General features: G+C 66.4%; 19 protein-coding genes and 1 tRNA gene. 13 read left to right on the top strand and 7 right to left on the bottom strand.

Annotated elements, in window-relative coordinates; all coding sequences use genetic code 11:
* Positions 1–9 precede the first annotated feature (9 nt).
* The 3 genes from DQP57_RS08455 to DQP57_RS08445 all read right to left on the bottom strand — a co-directional run bounded on the left by DQP57_RS08455 (position 10) and on the right by DQP57_RS08445 (position 2,574).
* Positions 10–774 (bottom strand): SDR family NAD(P)-dependent oxidoreductase, encoded by a 765-nt coding sequence (locus DQP57_RS08455; RefSeq protein ID WP_112632552.1) that lies wholly within the window; start codon positions 772–774, stop codon positions 10–12.
* Entirely contained in the window at positions 775–1,815 is a 1,041-nt protein-coding gene (locus DQP57_RS08450; protein WP_112632617.1) for a phosphotransferase family protein, read from the bottom strand.
* 75 nt (positions 1,816–1,890) lie between these two features.
* Positions 1,891–2,574 carry a class I SAM-dependent methyltransferase gene (locus DQP57_RS08445; RefSeq protein ID WP_112632551.1) on the bottom strand — a complete coding sequence of 228 codons (684 nt, stop codon included), beginning with the start codon at positions 2,572–2,574 and terminating at the stop codon, positions 1,891–1,893.
* A 77-nt stretch (positions 2,575–2,651) separates the two neighbouring features.
* On the opposite strand from DQP57_RS08445, the gene DQP57_RS08440 reads away from it, so the two are divergent.
* Both DQP57_RS08440 and DQP57_RS08435 read left to right on the top strand, forming a co-directional pair.
* A complete protein-coding gene (locus DQP57_RS08440; RefSeq protein WP_112632550.1) occupies positions 2,652–3,290 on the top strand; it encodes a histidine phosphatase family protein in 639 nt (212 codons plus the stop codon).
* A gap of 63 nt (positions 3,291–3,353) precedes the next feature.
* On the top strand, positions 3,354–4,400 hold the full coding sequence (locus DQP57_RS08435) for a phosphotransferase family protein (RefSeq protein WP_112632549.1): 1,047 nt from the start codon (positions 3,354–3,356) through the stop codon (positions 4,398–4,400).
* Here DQP57_RS08435 and DQP57_RS08430 read toward each other — a convergent pair.
* Entirely contained in the window at positions 4,397–4,750 is a 354-nt protein-coding gene (locus DQP57_RS08430) for a LapA family protein (protein WP_112632548.1), read from the bottom strand. The two genes, DQP57_RS08435 and DQP57_RS08430, sit on opposite strands and share 4 nt — an antisense overlap.
* A 99-nt stretch (positions 4,751–4,849) precedes the next feature.
* Here DQP57_RS08430 and DQP57_RS08425 point away from each other — a divergent pair, with 99 nt between their 5' ends.
* The 5 genes from DQP57_RS08425 to DQP57_RS08405 are packed head-to-tail and all read left to right on the top strand — an operon-like array spanning position 4,850 to position 8,914.
* The gene (locus DQP57_RS08425; RefSeq protein ID WP_112632547.1) at positions 4,850–5,797 is read left to right on the top strand and encodes an ABC transporter substrate-binding protein; all 948 of its coding nucleotides are present in this window, start codon (positions 4,850–4,852) and stop codon (positions 5,795–5,797) included.
* 1 nt (position 5,798) lies between these two features.
* Positions 5,799–6,911 carry an ABC transporter ATP-binding protein gene (locus DQP57_RS08420; protein WP_112632546.1) on the top strand — a complete coding sequence of 371 codons (1,113 nt, stop codon included), beginning with the start codon at positions 5,799–5,801 and terminating at the stop codon, positions 6,909–6,911.
* Positions 6,912–6,914: 3 nt separating this feature from the next.
* Positions 6,915–7,601 carry an ABC transporter permease gene (locus DQP57_RS08415; RefSeq protein WP_112632545.1) on the top strand — a complete coding sequence of 229 codons (687 nt, stop codon included), beginning with the start codon at positions 6,915–6,917 and terminating at the stop codon, positions 7,599–7,601.
* Positions 7,598–8,314, top strand: a complete 717-nt coding sequence (locus DQP57_RS08410; protein WP_112632544.1) for an ABC transporter permease — start codon at positions 7,598–7,600, stop codon at positions 8,312–8,314. The genes DQP57_RS08415 and DQP57_RS08410 overlap by 4 nt, the downstream gene beginning before the upstream one ends.
* Complete coding sequence (locus tag DQP57_RS08405) at positions 8,315–8,914, top strand: putative glycolipid-binding domain-containing protein (protein ID WP_112632543.1); 600 nt, start codon at positions 8,315–8,317, stop codon at positions 8,912–8,914.
* Here the strand turns inward: DQP57_RS08405 and DQP57_RS08400 are convergent.
* Positions 8,877–9,821: a prephenate dehydrogenase gene (locus tag DQP57_RS08400; protein ID WP_112632542.1), complete on the bottom strand. Its 945-nt coding sequence runs from the start codon at positions 9,819–9,821 to the stop codon at positions 8,877–8,879. The two genes, DQP57_RS08405 and DQP57_RS08400, sit on opposite strands and share 38 nt — an antisense overlap.
* A 128-nt stretch (positions 9,822–9,949) precedes the next feature.
* On the opposite strand from DQP57_RS08400, the gene DQP57_RS08395 reads away from it, so the two are divergent.
* From DQP57_RS08395 to DQP57_RS08370, 6 genes are all read left to right on the top strand, one after another.
* A complete protein-coding gene (locus DQP57_RS08395; protein ID WP_112632541.1) occupies positions 9,950–10,471 on the top strand; it encodes a tRNA adenosine deaminase-associated protein in 522 nt (173 codons plus the stop codon).
* Between the two features lie 77 nt (positions 10,472–10,548).
* The gene (locus DQP57_RS08390; RefSeq protein ID WP_112632616.1) at positions 10,549–11,007 is read left to right on the top strand and encodes a nucleoside deaminase; all 459 of its coding nucleotides are present in this window, start codon (positions 10,549–10,551) and stop codon (positions 11,005–11,007) included.
* Positions 11,008–11,036: 29 nt separating this feature from the next.
* A tRNA-Ser gene (locus DQP57_RS08385) sits at positions 11,037–11,126 on the top strand.
* A gap of 107 nt (positions 11,127–11,233) precedes the next feature.
* Positions 11,234–11,947: a cutinase family protein gene (locus tag DQP57_RS08380; RefSeq protein ID WP_112632540.1), complete on the top strand. Its 714-nt coding sequence runs from the start codon at positions 11,234–11,236 to the stop codon at positions 11,945–11,947.
* Positions 11,948–12,010: 63 nt separating this feature from the next.
* Complete coding sequence (locus DQP57_RS08375; protein ID WP_112632539.1) at positions 12,011–13,018, top strand: glycoside hydrolase family 6 protein; 1,008 nt, start codon at positions 12,011–12,013, stop codon at positions 13,016–13,018.
* Between the two features lie 99 nt (positions 13,019–13,117).
* Positions 13,118–13,594, top strand: a complete 477-nt coding sequence (locus DQP57_RS08370; protein ID WP_205869068.1) for a CAP domain-containing protein — start codon at positions 13,118–13,120, stop codon at positions 13,592–13,594.
* Between the two features lie 71 nt (positions 13,595–13,665).
* Here the strand turns inward: DQP57_RS08370 and DQP57_RS27520 are convergent, their stop codons facing one another.
* Both DQP57_RS27520 and DQP57_RS08365 read right to left on the bottom strand, forming a co-directional pair.
* Positions 13,666–14,187 carry a hypothetical protein gene (locus DQP57_RS27520; protein ID WP_133259228.1) on the bottom strand — a complete coding sequence of 174 codons (522 nt, stop codon included), beginning with the start codon at positions 14,185–14,187 and terminating at the stop codon, positions 13,666–13,668.
* 160 nt (positions 14,188–14,347) lie between these two features.
* A complete protein-coding gene (locus tag DQP57_RS08365; protein ID WP_240631712.1) occupies positions 14,348–14,935 on the bottom strand; it encodes a hypothetical protein in 588 nt (195 codons plus the stop codon).
* Between the last annotated feature and the right edge of the window lie 453 nt (positions 14,936–15,388).

Below are 15,388 nucleotides of genomic sequence, written 5' to 3'. Positions count from 1 at the left end.
TCCTGCTCGTTAAGGAATCCCGCCGTCGGCCCGCACAATCGAGCCGGTGGTGAAACTGGACGCATCGGACGCCAAAAACAATGCCGCGCCGACGATTTCACGCGGGTCTCCCGCACGCTCCAACGCAAGATGCTTGAACGGATTCTGGTGTGCCGCCTCGAGATTCCAGGCCTTGCTGACATCGGTGAGAAACGGCCCCGCCATCAGCGTGTTGACCCGCACCGCCGGGCCGAACGCCTTCGCCAGCGCCTCGGTCATGGCGTTGAGCCCGGCCTTGGACGCGGCGTAGGGGATGATGTCCGGTGTCGGCCGCAACGATCCTGCCGTACTGACATTGATGATCGAGCCCCGCCCAGCCGAGACCATGCGCTCGCCCACCACCGCCGACAACCGGAATGGGCCCTTGAGGTTGAGATTGACCACGGCGTCGAACAACTTCTCCGTCACATCGGTCAGCTTGTCGTACAACGGCGACATGCCCGCGTTGTTGATCAGCGTGTCGACCTTGCCGAACCGCTCGTAGGTTGCCTCGACCAAGCCGTCCAACTGGTCCCAGCGCCCGACGTGCACCTGATACGGCATGGCCGAACGGCCGGTTTCGGCCTCGATCTGTTCGGCGGTGGAGACGCAGTTGTCCAGGTTGCGGCTGGCGATCACCACGTCCGCGCCGCAGCGGGCCGCGCCGAACGCCATCTCACGCCCCAATCCGCGGCTGCCGCCGGTGATCAGGACCACCCGGTCGGTGAGGTCGAAAAGCGTTTCGGCGTAACCCATTCAGGCCCCCTCATTGGATCGGGCCAGCTCGGCCGCCGTGGCGATGAGCTGCAGGATCATCGGGCCGAACGCGTCGGTGATCTTCGGGTCTACCTTGCCGGTCCTTACCCCTGCCGCATACGTCTTCTCCAACACGATGCCCAGCTTCCAGTTGGCCAGCACCAGGTAGTAGTCGATGTTTTCGGTGGACAACCCGCTGACGGTTTCGTAGTGCTCCAGCAGCTCGCTGCGCGTGGGCATGCCGCGCATGTCGAGATAAAACCCGTCCTCGCGCGGTTTCTCGCCGTCGTAGCCCAGCAGGCACCACGCGAGGTCGAGCAGTGGGTCGCCGACCGTTGTCATCTCCCAGTCCACGATCGCGGCCAACCGCGCCGGTGCGCCGTGCGCGAACATCACGTTGGCGAACTGATAGTCACCGTGCATGATGCCCGCCCGGTAATGCGCCGGACGGTTGCGGCGCAGCCAGTCGGAGGCCTCGTTCAGACCCGGCAGCTCGCGGACCTTGTAGGCGTCCAGAAACGCCAGCCAGCGATCGACCTGCCGCTCGTGGAATCCGTCCGGGCGGCCAAAGCCTTCGAGTCCTTGTTTGCGCCAATCCACCCGGCCCAGCTTGGCCGCGCCGTCGACCAATTGGAAGGCCAGGCCGCGCCGGGCCGCTAAGTCGGTGTCGAACGGCGATTGCCACCCGCCGTCCATCGGGCTCCACCCGTCGATCGCCTCCATGACGTAGAACGGCATGCCGAGCACGGCGCCCGTGTCGTCGGCCGCGATCAGCGCCGCGTGCGGGACGTCGGTGCCGGACAGCGCGCGCACCAGGCGGATCTCCCGCAGCAGTCCGTCGATGCGGGCGGCGTCGGCCCGCTCGCCGGGCATCCGCAGCACCATGCGCTGGCCGGCACGCTCGATCAGATACAGGGTGTTCTGCGAGCCGCCCTTCAGCTGGGTCAGCTGGGGCTCCTCACCCCCACCCGGGGCGTCGTTGGCATCCAGCCAGCGGGCCAGGACGCCCGCGTCGAGTCCCGATCCACCCACGTCAGTCACCGTCCCACCGTTGCTGCGCACCGCAATCTCGATGCGGAGAATAGCATTCTCCGAGATGATCGGGTCATGCGCGGCTCAGTGCGGTTTGTGCGCGCTCAGCAGAAACCCGGGGGCCATGAAGTGGCCGTTGTCGTCGTGCTCCAGGTGGGCCAGCGGACCGTCCGGCGACCCGCCGGTGTCGTCGTTGCCGTACACCTTCGCCGCGCGCAGGTCATCGACGCGCCACAGCGTCGCGACCGCATCGTGCAATTCCGATTCGGTGAAGCCCGGCGGGCCCGGCCGGCCCGAATGGGCGTCATCGAGCGCCCCGGCCGCGAAGGCCAGGATGTACAGCCCGGCCCCGGGCGCGGCGGCCCGAAAGATCGACCGGACGTAGTCCTGACGCCGGTCCGGTGGCAGCGCGTGGAACAGGCCGCTGTCCAGAATCGTGGAGAAGCGGCCTTCGGAACCAGGCGGATAGCCGCCGAAGTCGGTGACGTCGGTCTGGGCGAAGGTTGCCGTGGTGAGACCCTGCTCGGCGGCCGCGGCGGTGGCCGCCCGAATTGCGGTCGCGCTGGCGTCCAGGCCGACAACGGTGTAGCCGAGCGCGGCCAGGGTCAGCGAGAGGGCGGCATGACCGCAGCCGGAGTCGAGCACCTCGCTGCGCACCTTGCCCTCGTCGATGAGACGGGCCAGCTCCGGTTGGGGCCGCCCGATGCTCCACGGCGGCGGTGTGGCCTGTCGGTAGGTGGCGTCCCAATCCCTGTCCGGTTCGGTCATTGGGTGCCTCCTCGGGATCGACCTCACCGACGCGATGAGAAACTGGCGCTGCCAACCATCGAACGACAGGAAGAAATATGCAAGTGCTTCTGGTCCGGCACGCGCTGCCGCTGCGCAGCGAACACGGACAAGGCTCCGATCCGGACCTGTCGGAGCAAGGGTTGGCCCAGATCGAGCGACTCCCCAAGGCGCTCGCCAGGTTTCCCATCGCGCGGGTGGTGAGCAGCCCGCAGCGCCGGGCCATCCAGACCGCCGAACCGGTCGCGGCGGATCGCGGGCTGCGCGTCGAGATCGACAATCGGTTCGCCGAGTACGACCGCGACCTTCCTGTGTACATCCCCGTCGAGCAGATTCGCGCGGAGATGCCCGAAGAATGGGCGCGCCTGGCTCAGGGGCATCTCCCGAGCGCGGTCGACGAGGACGCGTTTCGCGCCCGGGTGCGCGCCGCGATCGACGACCTCGTCGCCGCCGCCGAACCCGACGACACGGTCGCGGTGTTCAGCCATGGTGGGGTGATCAACGTGCTCCTGCACGAAATTCTGGGTACCGCCCGCCTGCTGTCCTTCCCCGTCGACTACGCGTCGGTGACTCGGCTGTTGTTCTCCCGGTCCGGTCAGGCGACGGTGGCCGCGGTCAACACCACCGAACACGTCTGGGACCTGTTGCCGCGAAACCAAAGGCTGCTCGACGACGAGGCGGGCCGCGGCACGGCCTGAGGGGGAGGCCCGCAAATCGCAGGTGGTGCTCCGGGTCGAGGCCGGCGATGGTAGACAAGTTCGGTGACTTCGGCTGACCAACTCGAGGGGCTCGACCTGGCCTCGCTGGACTCCTACCTGCGTTCGCTGGGAATCGGGCGCGACGGCGAGTTGCGCGCGGACTTCATCTCCGGTGGTCGCTCGAATCTGACGTTCCGCGTGTACGACGACACCACCAGTTGGCTGGTGCGCCGGCCGCCCCTGCACGGTCTGACCCCGTCCGCGCACGACATGGCCCGCGAGTACCGCGTCGTGGCGGCGCTGCAGGACACACCGGTTCCGGTGGCGCGCACGATCGGGCTGTGCGAGGACGATTCGGTGCTGGGCGCCCCCTTCCAGATCGTCGAGTTCGTCGCCGGGCAGGTGGTGCGCCGCCGTGCCCAACTCGAATCGTTCAGTCACACCGTCATTGGGGGCTGCGTCGACTCGCTGATCCGGGTGCTTGTCGACCTCCACAACGTCGATCCCGACGCGGTCGGCCTGGCCGACTTCGGCAAGCCCAGCGGTTATCTCGAGCGTCAGGTGCGGCGGTGGGGCTCGCAGTGGTCGCTGGTGCGATTGCCCGAGGATCGGCGCGACGCCGACGTGGAACGACTGCATTCCGGTCTGGGCGAAGCGATTCCGCAGCAGAGCCGGACGTCGATCGTGCACGGCGACTACCGGATCGATAACACGATCCTGGACGCCGACGACCCGACGAAGGTCCGTGCCGTCGTCGACTGGGAGCTCTCCACGTTGGGGGATCCGCTGTCCGACGCGGCCTTGATGTGCGTGTATCGCGATCCCGCCCTGGATTTGATCGTCAATGCGCAGGCAGCGTGGACGTCACCGCTGTTGCCGACGGCCGACGAGCTGGCCGACAGGTATTCGCTGGTGGCCGGTACACCGCTGGCGCATTGGGAGTTCTACATGGCGCTGGCCTACTTCAAGCTCGCCATCATCGCCGCGGGCATCGACTTCCGCCGACGCATGTCGGATCAGGCCCGCGGCACCGACTCCGATCACTCGCCGGAAGTCGTGGCCCCGCTGATTTCGCGCGGTCTGGCCGAACTGGCGAAGCTGCCCGGCTAGCGGGCGGCGGCCGCCGCGTGCTGCCGTTTGGCCGCGCGGCGCAGCTGCAGGATCCGTGCGGTGCCGACCGCGACGGTGATCAGCCCGCCGACCACGGCTGCCAGCAAGATCGCCACGCCCTTGGGCTGACTCCAGTGCCAGCCCAAGAACTGAAAGTCTGTCGGTGTCGTGTTCTGCGTGATGAAGATCAGCAAGAGAATCAGGATCACAAAGCCGGCGATCAGCGAGGACCACAGTGCGCCGGCGCGGGTGAACCCGATGGCCGGTTCTTTGGCCGGCGCACCGGTCTTGGCCGCAGGATCGGGCTTGGGGGGCGGCTGCCCGGGCGAGGCAGGGGTGTGGCTGCTCATACTGCCATCTTTGCCCTATCCGACGCAGAATGAAACCGATTCACCGCCACCAATTCCGCAGGCCAGCGTCCGCGCGGCTCGGGCATTAGGGTCTGCGGTATGACAACGCTGCCGCGCCTGCAAGCCAGGATCATGGACGCGGCAGCCCTGCTGATGACGATGTGCGTTGTTGCGGCGTGCAGCAATTCCGATCCGCTGGGGGCGCAGGCTCGAAGCCCCAACTCCATCGTCATCGGCTCCGGCGACTTTCCGGAGTCACAGATCATTGCCGAGATCTACGCACAAGCGTTGCAGGCCAACGGGTTCGAAGTGGGAACCCGGATGGGCATCGGCAGCCGGGAAACGTATATCCCTGCGCTCAAAGACCATTCCATCGATCTGGTGCCCGAATACATCGGCAATCTGCTGCAGTATTTTTCCCCGCGGTCCGACGCCACCACCCTGGATGCGGTCGAGAGGGAACTGCACCAGCGCTTGCCGGCCGACCTGTCAATTCTGGCGCCCGCGCCGGCCACCGACACCGATACGGTCACCGTGACCGGCCAGACGGCGAACTCCTGGAGTCTGAAGACCATCGCCGATTTGGCCGTTCACTCGCCCGCGGTGCGATTCGGGGCGCCCTCGGCGTTCGCGACCCGCCCGGCCGGGCTGCCGGGGCTGCGGCAGAAGTATGGGCTCGACATCAAGCCGGGCAATTTCGTCGCCATCGACGACGGTGGCGGAGCGGTTACCGTGCGTGCGCTGGTGGAGGGAAGGGTGAATGCCGCCAACGTTTTCACCACCTCCCCGGCCATACCGCAGAATCACCTGGTGGCCCTCGAGGACCCCGAGCACAACTTTGTGGCCGGAAACATTGTGCCGCTGGTCAATTCGCAGAAGAAATCCGACCGTCTCAGGGACGTGCTGGACGGTGTGTCGGCGAAGCTGACCACCGCGGGTGTCGCCGGACTCAACGCGGCGGTGTCGGGGAACTCGGGCATCGATCCGGACCAGGCCGCGCGAAACTGGATACGGGACAACGGCTTCAACCATCCGATCGGAGGATGACTTGATCGTCTTCGACAAAGTCAGCAAGGCCTTCGCCGACGGAACCACCGCCGTCAACCAGCTCAGCCTGAGCGTCCCCACCGGGGAGCTGACCGTGTTCGTCGGGTCGTCGGGCAGCGGCAAGACCACCGCGCTGCGCATGATCAATCGGATGATCGAGCCCACTTCGGGCATCATCACGATCGACGGGGTCGACGTGTCCACCCGCGATCCGGTGAAGCTGCGCCTCGGGATCGGGTATGTCATCCAGCACGCCGGGTTGATGCCGCACCAGCGGGTAATCGACAATGTGGCAACGGTTCCCGTTTTACGGGGCCAGCCTCGCCGGGCCGCCCGCAAAGCCGCCTACGAGGTGCTCGAGAGGGTCGGACTGGACGCCAAACTCGCGACCCGCTACCCCGCGCAGCTCTCCGGCGGCGAGCAACAACGGGTCGGCGTGGCGCGCGCGCTGGCCGCCGATCCGCCCATCTTGTTGATGGATGAGCCGTTCTCCGCCGTGGATCCGGTGGTTCGCCACGAGCTGCAGAACGAAATGCTGCGTCTGCAAGGCGAATTGCATAAAACGATCGTCTTCGTCACCCACGACATCGACGAGGCGCTGCGGCTCGGCGACCGGGTGGCGGTGTTCAAGGGTGGTTCGTTGCAGCAATACGACGAGCCCGCCGAGCTGTTGTCGCGGCCGGCCAACGATTTCGTGTCGAGGTTCATCGGGCTGGGCCGCGGCTATCGATGGCTGCAGCTCCTCGACGCGGCCGGACTGCCACTGCACGAAGTCGAGCGAGTGGTGGCCGAAAAGATCTCGCAGACGGAGCTTTCCGGCGGGTGGGCCGTCGTGGTCGATTCGGCCGGCATGCCCCTCGGCTGGATCGACGGCCAGGGGGCGCGCCGGCACCGCGACGGCGTGCCGTTGACGGACAGCATGAGCGGGGTCGGGTCGCTGTTTCGGCCCCGGGGCAATCTGAGCCAGGCGCTGGACGCGGCGCTGTCGTCGCCGTCGGGCATGGGCGTGGCCGTCGATGACGACGGGAAGGTCATCGGCGGGGTGCTGGCCGACGACGTGTTGGCCGCGGTCGAGGCCCAACGCCTGGGCTCGGCGGAACCTCGAGGGACATAGCCGATGCATTATCTGCTTGGTCATCTCGACGACGCCTGGGGGCTGATCGTCGTGCACCTGCGGCTGTCGTTGGTGCCGGTGCTGATCGGGCTGGCGATTGCCTTGCCGCTGGGAATGTTGGTGCAGCGCACCCGAATCGCACGCCGGCTGACGACGGCGGTGGCCAGCGTCGTATTCACCATCCCGTCGCTGGCGCTGTTCGTGGTGTTGCCGATGCTCATCGGGACCCGCATCCTCGACGAGGCCAACGTCATGGTGGCGTTGACGGCTTACACCGCCGCGCTGCTGGTGCGCGCGGTCCTCGAGGCGCTGGACGCGGTGCCCGCCCAGGTGCGCGACGCCGCCACGGCGGTGGGTTATCCGCCGGTGACACGGATGCTGAAAGTGGAACTGCCGCTTTCGATTCCGGTGCTCGTCGCCGGGCTGCGGGTGGTAGTGGTCACCAACATCGCGATGGTCTCGGTCGGGTCGGTCATCGGCATCGGCGGGCTGGGTAGCTGGTTCACCCAGGGTTACCAGACCGACAAGAGCGATCAGATCCTGGCCGGCATCATCGCGCTGTTCGTGTTGGCGGTGGTCATCGATGTGCTCATCGTCGTGGCGGGCCGGCTGGCCACACCGTGGGCGCACGCCACGCGGAGCTCCGGTCGCCGCGCGGTCGTCGCGCCCGTAGTGGGAGGTGCGCGGTGAACTTCGTCGCGCGGGCGATCTCCTATTTGTTCACGGCCGACAACTGGACGGGTCCGGTCGGGCTCGCCGCCCGCATCCTGGAACACCTCGAGTACACCGCGCTGGCGGTGGCGGCCTCTGCGCTGATCGCGGTTCCCGTCGGCCTGATCATCGGGCATACCGGCCGCGGCACGCTGCTGGTGGTCGGTGCCGTCAACGGGTTGCGCTCGCTGCCGACGCTGGGTGTGCTGCTGTTCGGGACGCTGGTGTTCGGGTTGGGTCTGGGTCCGTCGCTGGTGGCTCTGATGTTGCTGGGTGTGCCGGCGCTGCTCGCCGGCACCTATGCCGGGGTCGCCAATGTCGAGCCGACGGTCGTCGACGCCGCCCGGGCGATGGGCATGACCGAGGCTCAGGTGCTGCTGCGCGTCGAGGTACCGAACGCGTTGCCGTTGATCCTGGGTGGGCTGCGCAACGCGACGCTGCAGGTGGTCGCGACTGCGACCGTGGCCGCCTACGCCAGCCTGGGCGGTCTGGGCAGGTACCTGATCGACGGGATCAAGGAACGTGAGTTTCATCTCGCCCTTGTCGGGGCGCTGATGGTCGCCGCGTTGGCGCTGGTGCTCGACGGACTGCTGGCGTTGGCGGTGTGGATTTCGGTGCCGGGCACCGGGCGGCTGCGGCGAACATACCGGGCACTTCCGCACCGCTTGGCGGGCACGTCTTACGGTAGATGAGTGAACGCAGCCCCCTCTGATCCGTCTCGCCGCGTGTGGCAGGCGATGCTCACCTGGCGCGCACAGGATGCTGCCCGCATGGAATCGGTACGAGTCCAGGTGTCCGGCAACAGAATCAAGGCCAATGGCCGCATCATTGCCGCCGCCACCGAGACCACTCCGGCGTTCGGCGCCTATTACGACCTGCTGACCGATGAGACCGGTGCCACCAAGCGGCTCGGCATGACCGTGACCCTTGCCGAGCGGGAGCGGGTCTTCTCGTTCGCCCGCGACGAAGAGAACATGTGGCTGGTCACCGACCACCAGGGCGAGCATCGCGCCGCCTACAACGGCGCGCTCGACGTCGACGTGGAGTTCAGCCCGTTCTTCAACGCGCTGCCCATCCGGCGGCTCGGGCTATACGAGCGGCCGGCGTCGGTCACGCTGCCGGTGGTCTACGTGAACATGCCGGAGATGTCCATCACCGCGGACACCGTGAGCTACAGCAGCACCGGCTCCCTGCAGGAGATCAAGTTGCGCTCGCCCATCTCGGACACGACGGTGAGCGTCGACGAAGAAGGATTCATCGCCGACTATCCAGGCTTGGCAGAGCGGATCTGATCACCTGGCCCGCCCGGCCCGCTGCGGCCAATTCGGCACGCCAGTTCTCCGCTCCGATCACGACGTGAAAGACGTCGCTGCGCGGGAAGTTGTCGTAGCGGATTCGCGCGGCGTGGCCGGCCTCGGTGAGGTCGGCGACCGAATTGTGGGCAGCCAGCGATTCGCGAGCACGGCCCAACAGCTCGATCAGGCGGTCGACCGCGGGCACGAGCTGGTCGGAGTTGCCCTCGCACATCGCCCGGACCAGGTCCGGTGCGGTGGCCGCGACCCGGGTCCCGTCGCGGAATGACCCGGCCGCCAACGCGAAGGCCAGCGGGACGTCTCCGGCCACGACGGCCAGTGCCTCGGCGAGAAGGTGGGGCAGGTGCGAGATCGCCGCGGCCGCGGCATCGTGTTCGTCGGACCTGGCCGGCACCACGACCGCGCCGCAGTCCAGTGCCAACGTCATCACCGTCGACCAGATCGCCGGGTCCACATGGTCGTCGACGCTGATGACCCAGGGGGCCCCAGTGAACAACCCGGCGTAGCCGGCCGTCCACCCCGAATGGGCGGTGCCCGCCATCGGATGGCCCCCCACGAAGCGTTCCTGCAGCCCCGCCGCGATGACCTGATCGAGTACCGCCTGCTTGACGCTGGTGACGTCGGTCAGCGGGCAGTTCGGGGCGGCCTCCTTGACGTGGGCGAGCATGCCGGCCATCGCCGGCATCGGCACGGCCAGCACGATCAGCGCCCTGGTGTCGGCGGCGCGAGACAGGGTCGCGGTCAGGTCGGTGGTGGCATCAAAGCCGTCGGCCGTCGCGGCGTGTGCTCCCTCGACCGAGCGGTTATAGCCGAACACGTCGCGGCCGGCCGCCGTGGCGGCCCGCATTATCGAGCCGCCGATCAGCCCCAGCCCGAGCACACACACCGGTGTCTTAGAAGGAGGGCGCGCCACATTTCAAGGTTGGCACATCCGGTCGGGAGCGGTGCCGTCAGATGTCGTGGCCACCTGCGCCGTCTGGTCATGGGCCTGGTCAGGGACTACCGTAAGCGGCCATGGGAGCACAACGGGCCTCTGCCCCGGGCCTGGCCGCGGACACGCCGGACGGTTTCGGCGTCGCGGTAGTGCGCGAAGAGGGCCAGTGGCGCTGCGCCCCGATGGCCCGCAAGTCGCTCACCAGCCTGTCGGCCGCCGAGACGGAATTGCGTGAATTGCGCAGTTCCGGGGCGGTCTTCGGCCTGCTGGACGTGGATGACGAATTCTTCGTCATCGTGCGGCCCGCGCCCTCGGGGACACGGTTGTTGCTTTCGGATGCCACCGCCGCGCTCGATTACGACATCGCCGCTGAAGTGCTCGACAAGCTGGATGCCGACCTCGATCCGGAGGATTTGGAGGACTCGGATCCGTTCGAGGAGGGCGACTTAGGGCTGTTGTCCGACATCGGCCTGCCCGAGGCGGTCCTTGGGGTCATCGTCGACGAGACCGATCTGTACGCCGACGAGCAGCTGGGCCGCATCGCCCGGGAGATGGGCTTCGCCGATCAACTGTCGGCGGTGATCGACCGCCTCGGTCGGTGATCGCAAGCGCGGCGGAGCCGGGCGCCGGGGGCACCTCCCGCTCGCGGGGGACGGGTCGCCGCTATCAGGATCGGTCGGTGAGATCTGACGACGACCTGATCCGGTCCGCGCTGTCGGTCGCCGCGACGGCGGGTCCCCGTGATGTGCCCATCGGTGCGGTGGTGATCGGTGCCGACGGCACCGAGCTGGCCCGCGCGGTCAATGCTCGCGAGGCCCTGGGCGATCCGACGGCCCACGCCGAGATCCTGGCGCTGCGTGCGGCCGCCGCGGTCCTCGGCGACGGGTGGCGGCTGGAGGGCGCCACGCTGGCGGTCACCGTCGAACCGTGCACCATGTGCGCCGGCGCGTTGGTGCTGTCGCGGGTCGCGCGCCTGGTGTTCGGGGCCTGGGAACCCAAGACGGGCGCGGTCGGATCGTTGTGGGACGTGGTGCGCGATCGGCGGCTCAATCACCGGCCCGAGGTGCGCGGTGGTGTGCTGGCGCAGGAGTGCGCCGCGCCACTGGAGGCCTTCTTCGCCCGCCAGCGATTGGGGTGACGGGCCTGCCGTTGGGTAAGCTGCTCGGCGGTGGCGTGTCCGAGCGGCCTAAGGAGCACGCCTCGAAAGCGTGTGACGGCTAAAACCGTCCGAGGGTTCAAATCCCTCCGCCACCGCCAAACTTGATCGACGCAACTGGTTTCCAGTTTGCTGGAAATCCGGCTGCGAGGTCGGTCCGCCGCCGAAGGCCGCGGTTTGAAAATCGCATTTTTGGGCGCACAGCGGCATGACCGCACGTCACGCCCCTCGCCTCCTTGCTTCTGCGGTTGCCGCGGTGTCGGGCTGCGCCGCTTCGCTGTTTGCAGCCGCCGTCCCCGCTGCCACCGCCGGTCCATGCCCGGACGTGCAGGTCGTGTTCGCTCGCGGCACCGACGATCCACCCGGCCTCGGCCCGACCGGGCAGGCGTTCGTCGACTCGCTGCGCCCACGCGTCGGCGCACAATCCTTCGACGTCTATCCGGTCGATTACCCCGCCACTCACGACTGGACGAACGCGGGGGAGGCCGGCGTGAGAGACGCTGGCGCACACGTCGTGTCGATGGCGCGCGACTGTCCCAACACTAAGATGGTGCTCGGCGGTTACTCCCGAGGCGCGGCCGTGATGGGATTCGTCACCTCGCCAGTGGTACCGAATGGGATCGATCCTGCGAGCGTGCCCAAACCGCTGGATCCGGAAGTCGCCAACCACGTCTCCTCTGTCGTGCTCTTCGCCTTGCCCAAAAAGGCGATGAACTTCTTCGGCGAGCCACCGGTGGTCATCGGCCCGCTGTATCAGGCCAAGACCCTCCAGGTGTGCGCCACCGCGGACCCGATCTGCTCCGGCGGGATGAATTACGCCGCGCATGACACGTATGCGACCAACGCTGAGGTGATCGACAAGGGCGCGGCTTTCGCCGCGGGCCTGCTCGGCTCGGGTGGCGGCGCGCGGGGCGCGATGTAAGCGGGATGGCCATCGCTCGGGCCGATTGGCGCTCGGCACTTCCGAGCCACTAATTTTCCTCAGGTGAACTTCTCAGCTGCGGTTGCAGCAGCGCGGTGGATCGTCCCCATTCTCACGGCTGCGGCGGCCGTGGCCGGCATGGGCCTTCTCGCCGGCCCGGTACAGGTCCGTCCCGCGCCGGCGGTGCGCCTGGTCGCCGACGGCGACCCGTTGGCCGGTGCGCCGTTCTACGTCAACCCCATGTCGGCGGCCATGCGCGCCGCGCAGAGCGCCGATCCGCCGAGTCCCGAGCTGACCGCCATCGCCAACACACCCCAGGCGTACTGGATCGTGCCGGGCGGGTCGGCAGGCACGGTCGGGAAGTACGTCGGCGACGCCAATGCCGCCGGCGCCATCCCGGTGCTCGCGATCTATGGCATCCCGCACCGCGACTGCGGCAGCTTCGCCGCCGGCGGCATGGGCTCGGCCGACGCCTACCGCTCGTGGATCGACGGCATCGCCTCCGGGGTGGGCGCCTCGCGGGTGGCGATCGTCGTCGAACCCGATGCGCTTGCCATGGCCGACTGCTTATCGGGTGATGCGCGCCAGGAACGCTTCGACCTGATCCGCTACGCCGTCGACACTTTGACCCGCGATCCGAACGCGGCCGTGTACGTCGACGCGGGTCACCTACGTTGGCACAGCGCCGACGACATGGCCGCCCGGCTCAACCAGGCCGGCGTCGGCCATGCGCGGGGTTTCAGCATCAACACCGCGAACTTCTTCACCACCGAGGACGAAATCGGCTACGGCGAAGCCATTTCCGGCCTCACGAATGGTTCGCACTACGTGATCGACACGTCGCGCAACGGTGCCGGACCGGCCCCCGACTCCGACCTGAACTGGTGCAATCCCAGCGGCCGAGCTCTGGGCACGCCGCCGACCGCCAGCACCGCGGGGGCGCACGCCGATGCGTATCTGTGGATCAAACGTCCGGGCGAGTCCGACGGAACATGCGGCAAGGGTGATCCGCCGGCCGGCGACTTTGTGAATCAATACGCAATCGAATTGGCCCGCAACGCCGGTCACTGACTGCCGCGAATCGATTTGCGATTCGGGATCGTTCTTGGTTGAAAATGGGTAACATTTAGATACCAAAAACAGCAAAGCGAGCGCGCGACAAGAGGCACCATGGCCAGGAAAGTCGAGATCATCGCCGTCTTGGCGATCTGTACTGCCCTCATCACGGCTCCCGGCGCACTGTCCGGTTTCGTCGCGCACGCCGATGATTCGGGGTCCGCGCTGTATAGCGGCATCAATCAGCTTCGCCCGGGATGCGGGCCGATCAGCGAGGACCCGCGCCTGACCGAAGCGGCCCAGTGGCACGCCGACGACATGCTGCGCAACGGGGTCAGCGGACACATCGGATCGGACGGCTCGTCGCCGCAGGCGCGCATCACCGCCGCGGGCTATAGGAGCAGGTATTCGGGCGAGATCGTCTTCTGGGGCACCGGATCCGCTGCGACCGCCAAAGAAGCCCTCGACATGTGGATGCAGAGTCCGCCACACCGGGACATCATTTTGAACTGCGCATACAACGCCGGTGGCTTCGCCACCGCTTGGGATGGCAACAAGATGACCGCCGTCGGGGATTTCGCGGCGTCGTAAACCTCGCTAGAACAAGCCGTTTCGTATTGCAAGCCCCGCCGCGGCAGGCGATGGTGATCGCGCGGCTGCCGTCATACGTGGGGCAACCACCCAGATCCCTTAGGTGACAGAACGAAACCGCGGCCTTGCGGGTCCTTGCACGCGGTCGTGCCCGCATTGTCGACCCCGCAGAGGATGCCATTGACGGTAAGGGAGTGGGACGGCGGAAGTGTTTTGATGGACTGTCCGTTAACCACACGAGACGGGGCGCCCCCGCTGGTCTGATTGAGACCGCTGGTGGTTCCTATCCAGTTGACCCCGTTTATTCCAGCCTCAGGATTTGATGCTGCAGGAGGTATCGACGGCAAGTTATTTCCTGTGCACGATGCTTGGTCAATGGTGAATCTGCAAACGATGTTGTCGGGCGTGAGGAAATAAACCGTAGGACCAGGCTGCCGCCCAGGATTGGGCACCAGGATTTCATAGTCTTTGACATCGGCGGGAGCGTATGCGCTCAGATCGGGGAAACTTAGCGGGTCGGCATGCGCCGCGCACGAACCTATTAACGCAGCGCCGACAAGTACGCCGACGTTGGTGAACGTCTTTACGACCATATCGTTCCCATCGGTTCAAGCGCCGTGTTGCCGAACGGCAGACGATTTCGTCCAGTGTTATTTCACTGCATGGCAACATGTTTCGGGCATTCGATGCTAATCAGGACCGTTGTGAGATTCCCATCCCAACGAGGGCTGCCTTCTCCGGCATGGTTGAACCTCAAAACGCAACGCTGCCTGATGATTTGAGCACAAATCCATGCTGGCTGCTGGTGTCCAGGCATGCAACGAGCCGGTCGTCGCCAACGGCGCATGTCACGTTCTGATAAGTGATCTTCTGGCCGGGTTGTAATACTGGGTGCCCGCCAAACTGCGATCCTGGATCGCGTCCGCTCTCGCAGCCGCCGTAGCCTTGACGCTGCAATCGGTAGGCCGCTCCGTCCAAGTGCACCGCACCTAAGACGCAAGTGCTCGGTGGGGCGGTATTACCGCCACCATTGAAGGGAACATTGTCCATGCCTGGCATGTCGCCGGTGCAACTGATTGGCTGCGGCGGTCCTGGCTGGGCCGGAGCGGGAAAGCTGCACTGCATGTTGTAGGGCGGAGAAAATGTAATAGTACGGATTTCCGAGGATCCTTTCGGATACACCAGCAAGAAGGGGTCTACCGGCACGGCATTGAAGCTGTCCAGATTGGGGAAGCCAGCTGGTTGCGCGGCAGCATGATGCGCAACGGCTGTGCAAGATATGCACACGGCGACATACGTAACCGCCAGCGACCACTTCGCGACGGTGGCGATGGCATACACGCATGTCCTCCTCGACCACTCAGCCTTTGACACTGGCCACTCGCCACCTGCATGACAATCACACGTGAGGCAGCCAACTTGAGCCATGTGGCGATAGAACAAAGCCACGGCCTTGCGGGTCTTTGCAAGCTGTTGTGCCTGAGTTATCGACCCCGCAGACGATGCCGTTCACTGTGATGGAGCGCGACGGAGCAAGCGTTTTGACTGGCTTTCCGTCAATCACGCGTGACTGTTCACCTTCATTCGTCTGCCTTATTCCCGTCGTGGTCCCAATCCAATTGACCGCCGAGGAACTGGCGTTGGGACTCGCGGTCGCTTGAGGTATTGCGGGCAAGTTGTTCCCCCTGCAAGTCGCCTCGTCAGAAATGAAGCTGCAGATTATGAACCGCCCCGGCATGTCCGGAGACTCCACTTGTTGGGAAAGTTGGAGTCATGTCAGGGAGTACGTCGAAG

This window comes from Mycobacterium colombiense, from assembly GCF_003284935.1.
Lineage (GTDB): Bacteria > Actinomycetota > Actinomycetes > Mycobacteriales > Mycobacteriaceae > Mycobacterium > Mycobacterium arosiense_A.
Note: the sequence above shows the minus strand (reverse complement) of the source record. Positions and strands in the feature narration are given on the sequence as shown.

Excerpts from the sequence above, each read along its gene's own strand:
- DQP57_RS08455 (WP_112632552.1), bottom strand. The coding sequence starts at position 774 with ATGGGTTACGCCGAAACGCTTTTCGACCTCACCGACCGGGTGGTCCTG.
- DQP57_RS08445 (WP_112632551.1), bottom strand. The coding sequence starts at position 2,574 with ATGACCGAACCGGACAGGGATTGGGACGCCACCTACCGACAGGCCACA.
- DQP57_RS08440 (WP_112632550.1), top strand. The coding sequence starts at position 2,652 with ATGCAAGTGCTTCTGGTCCGGCACGCGCTGCCGCTGCGCAGCGAACAC.
- DQP57_RS08430 (WP_112632548.1), bottom strand. The coding sequence starts at position 4,750 with ATGAGCAGCCACACCCCTGCCTCGCCCGGGCAGCCGCCCCCCAAGCCC.
- DQP57_RS08425 (WP_112632547.1), top strand. The coding sequence starts at position 4,850 with ATGACAACGCTGCCGCGCCTGCAAGCCAGGATCATGGACGCGGCAGCC.
- DQP57_RS08415 (WP_112632545.1), top strand. The coding sequence starts at position 6,915 with ATGCATTATCTGCTTGGTCATCTCGACGACGCCTGGGGGCTGATCGTC.
- DQP57_RS08395 (WP_112632541.1), top strand. The coding sequence starts at position 9,950 with ATGGGAGCACAACGGGCCTCTGCCCCGGGCCTGGCCGCGGACACGCCG.
- DQP57_RS08380 (WP_112632540.1), top strand. The coding sequence starts at position 11,234 with ATGACCGCACGTCACGCCCCTCGCCTCCTTGCTTCTGCGGTTGCCGCG.
- DQP57_RS08370 (WP_205869068.1), top strand. The coding sequence starts at position 13,118 with ATGGCCAGGAAAGTCGAGATCATCGCCGTCTTGGCGATCTGTACTGCC.
- DQP57_RS27520 (WP_133259228.1), bottom strand. The coding sequence starts at position 14,187 with ATGGTCGTAAAGACGTTCACCAACGTCGGCGTACTTGTCGGCGCTGCG.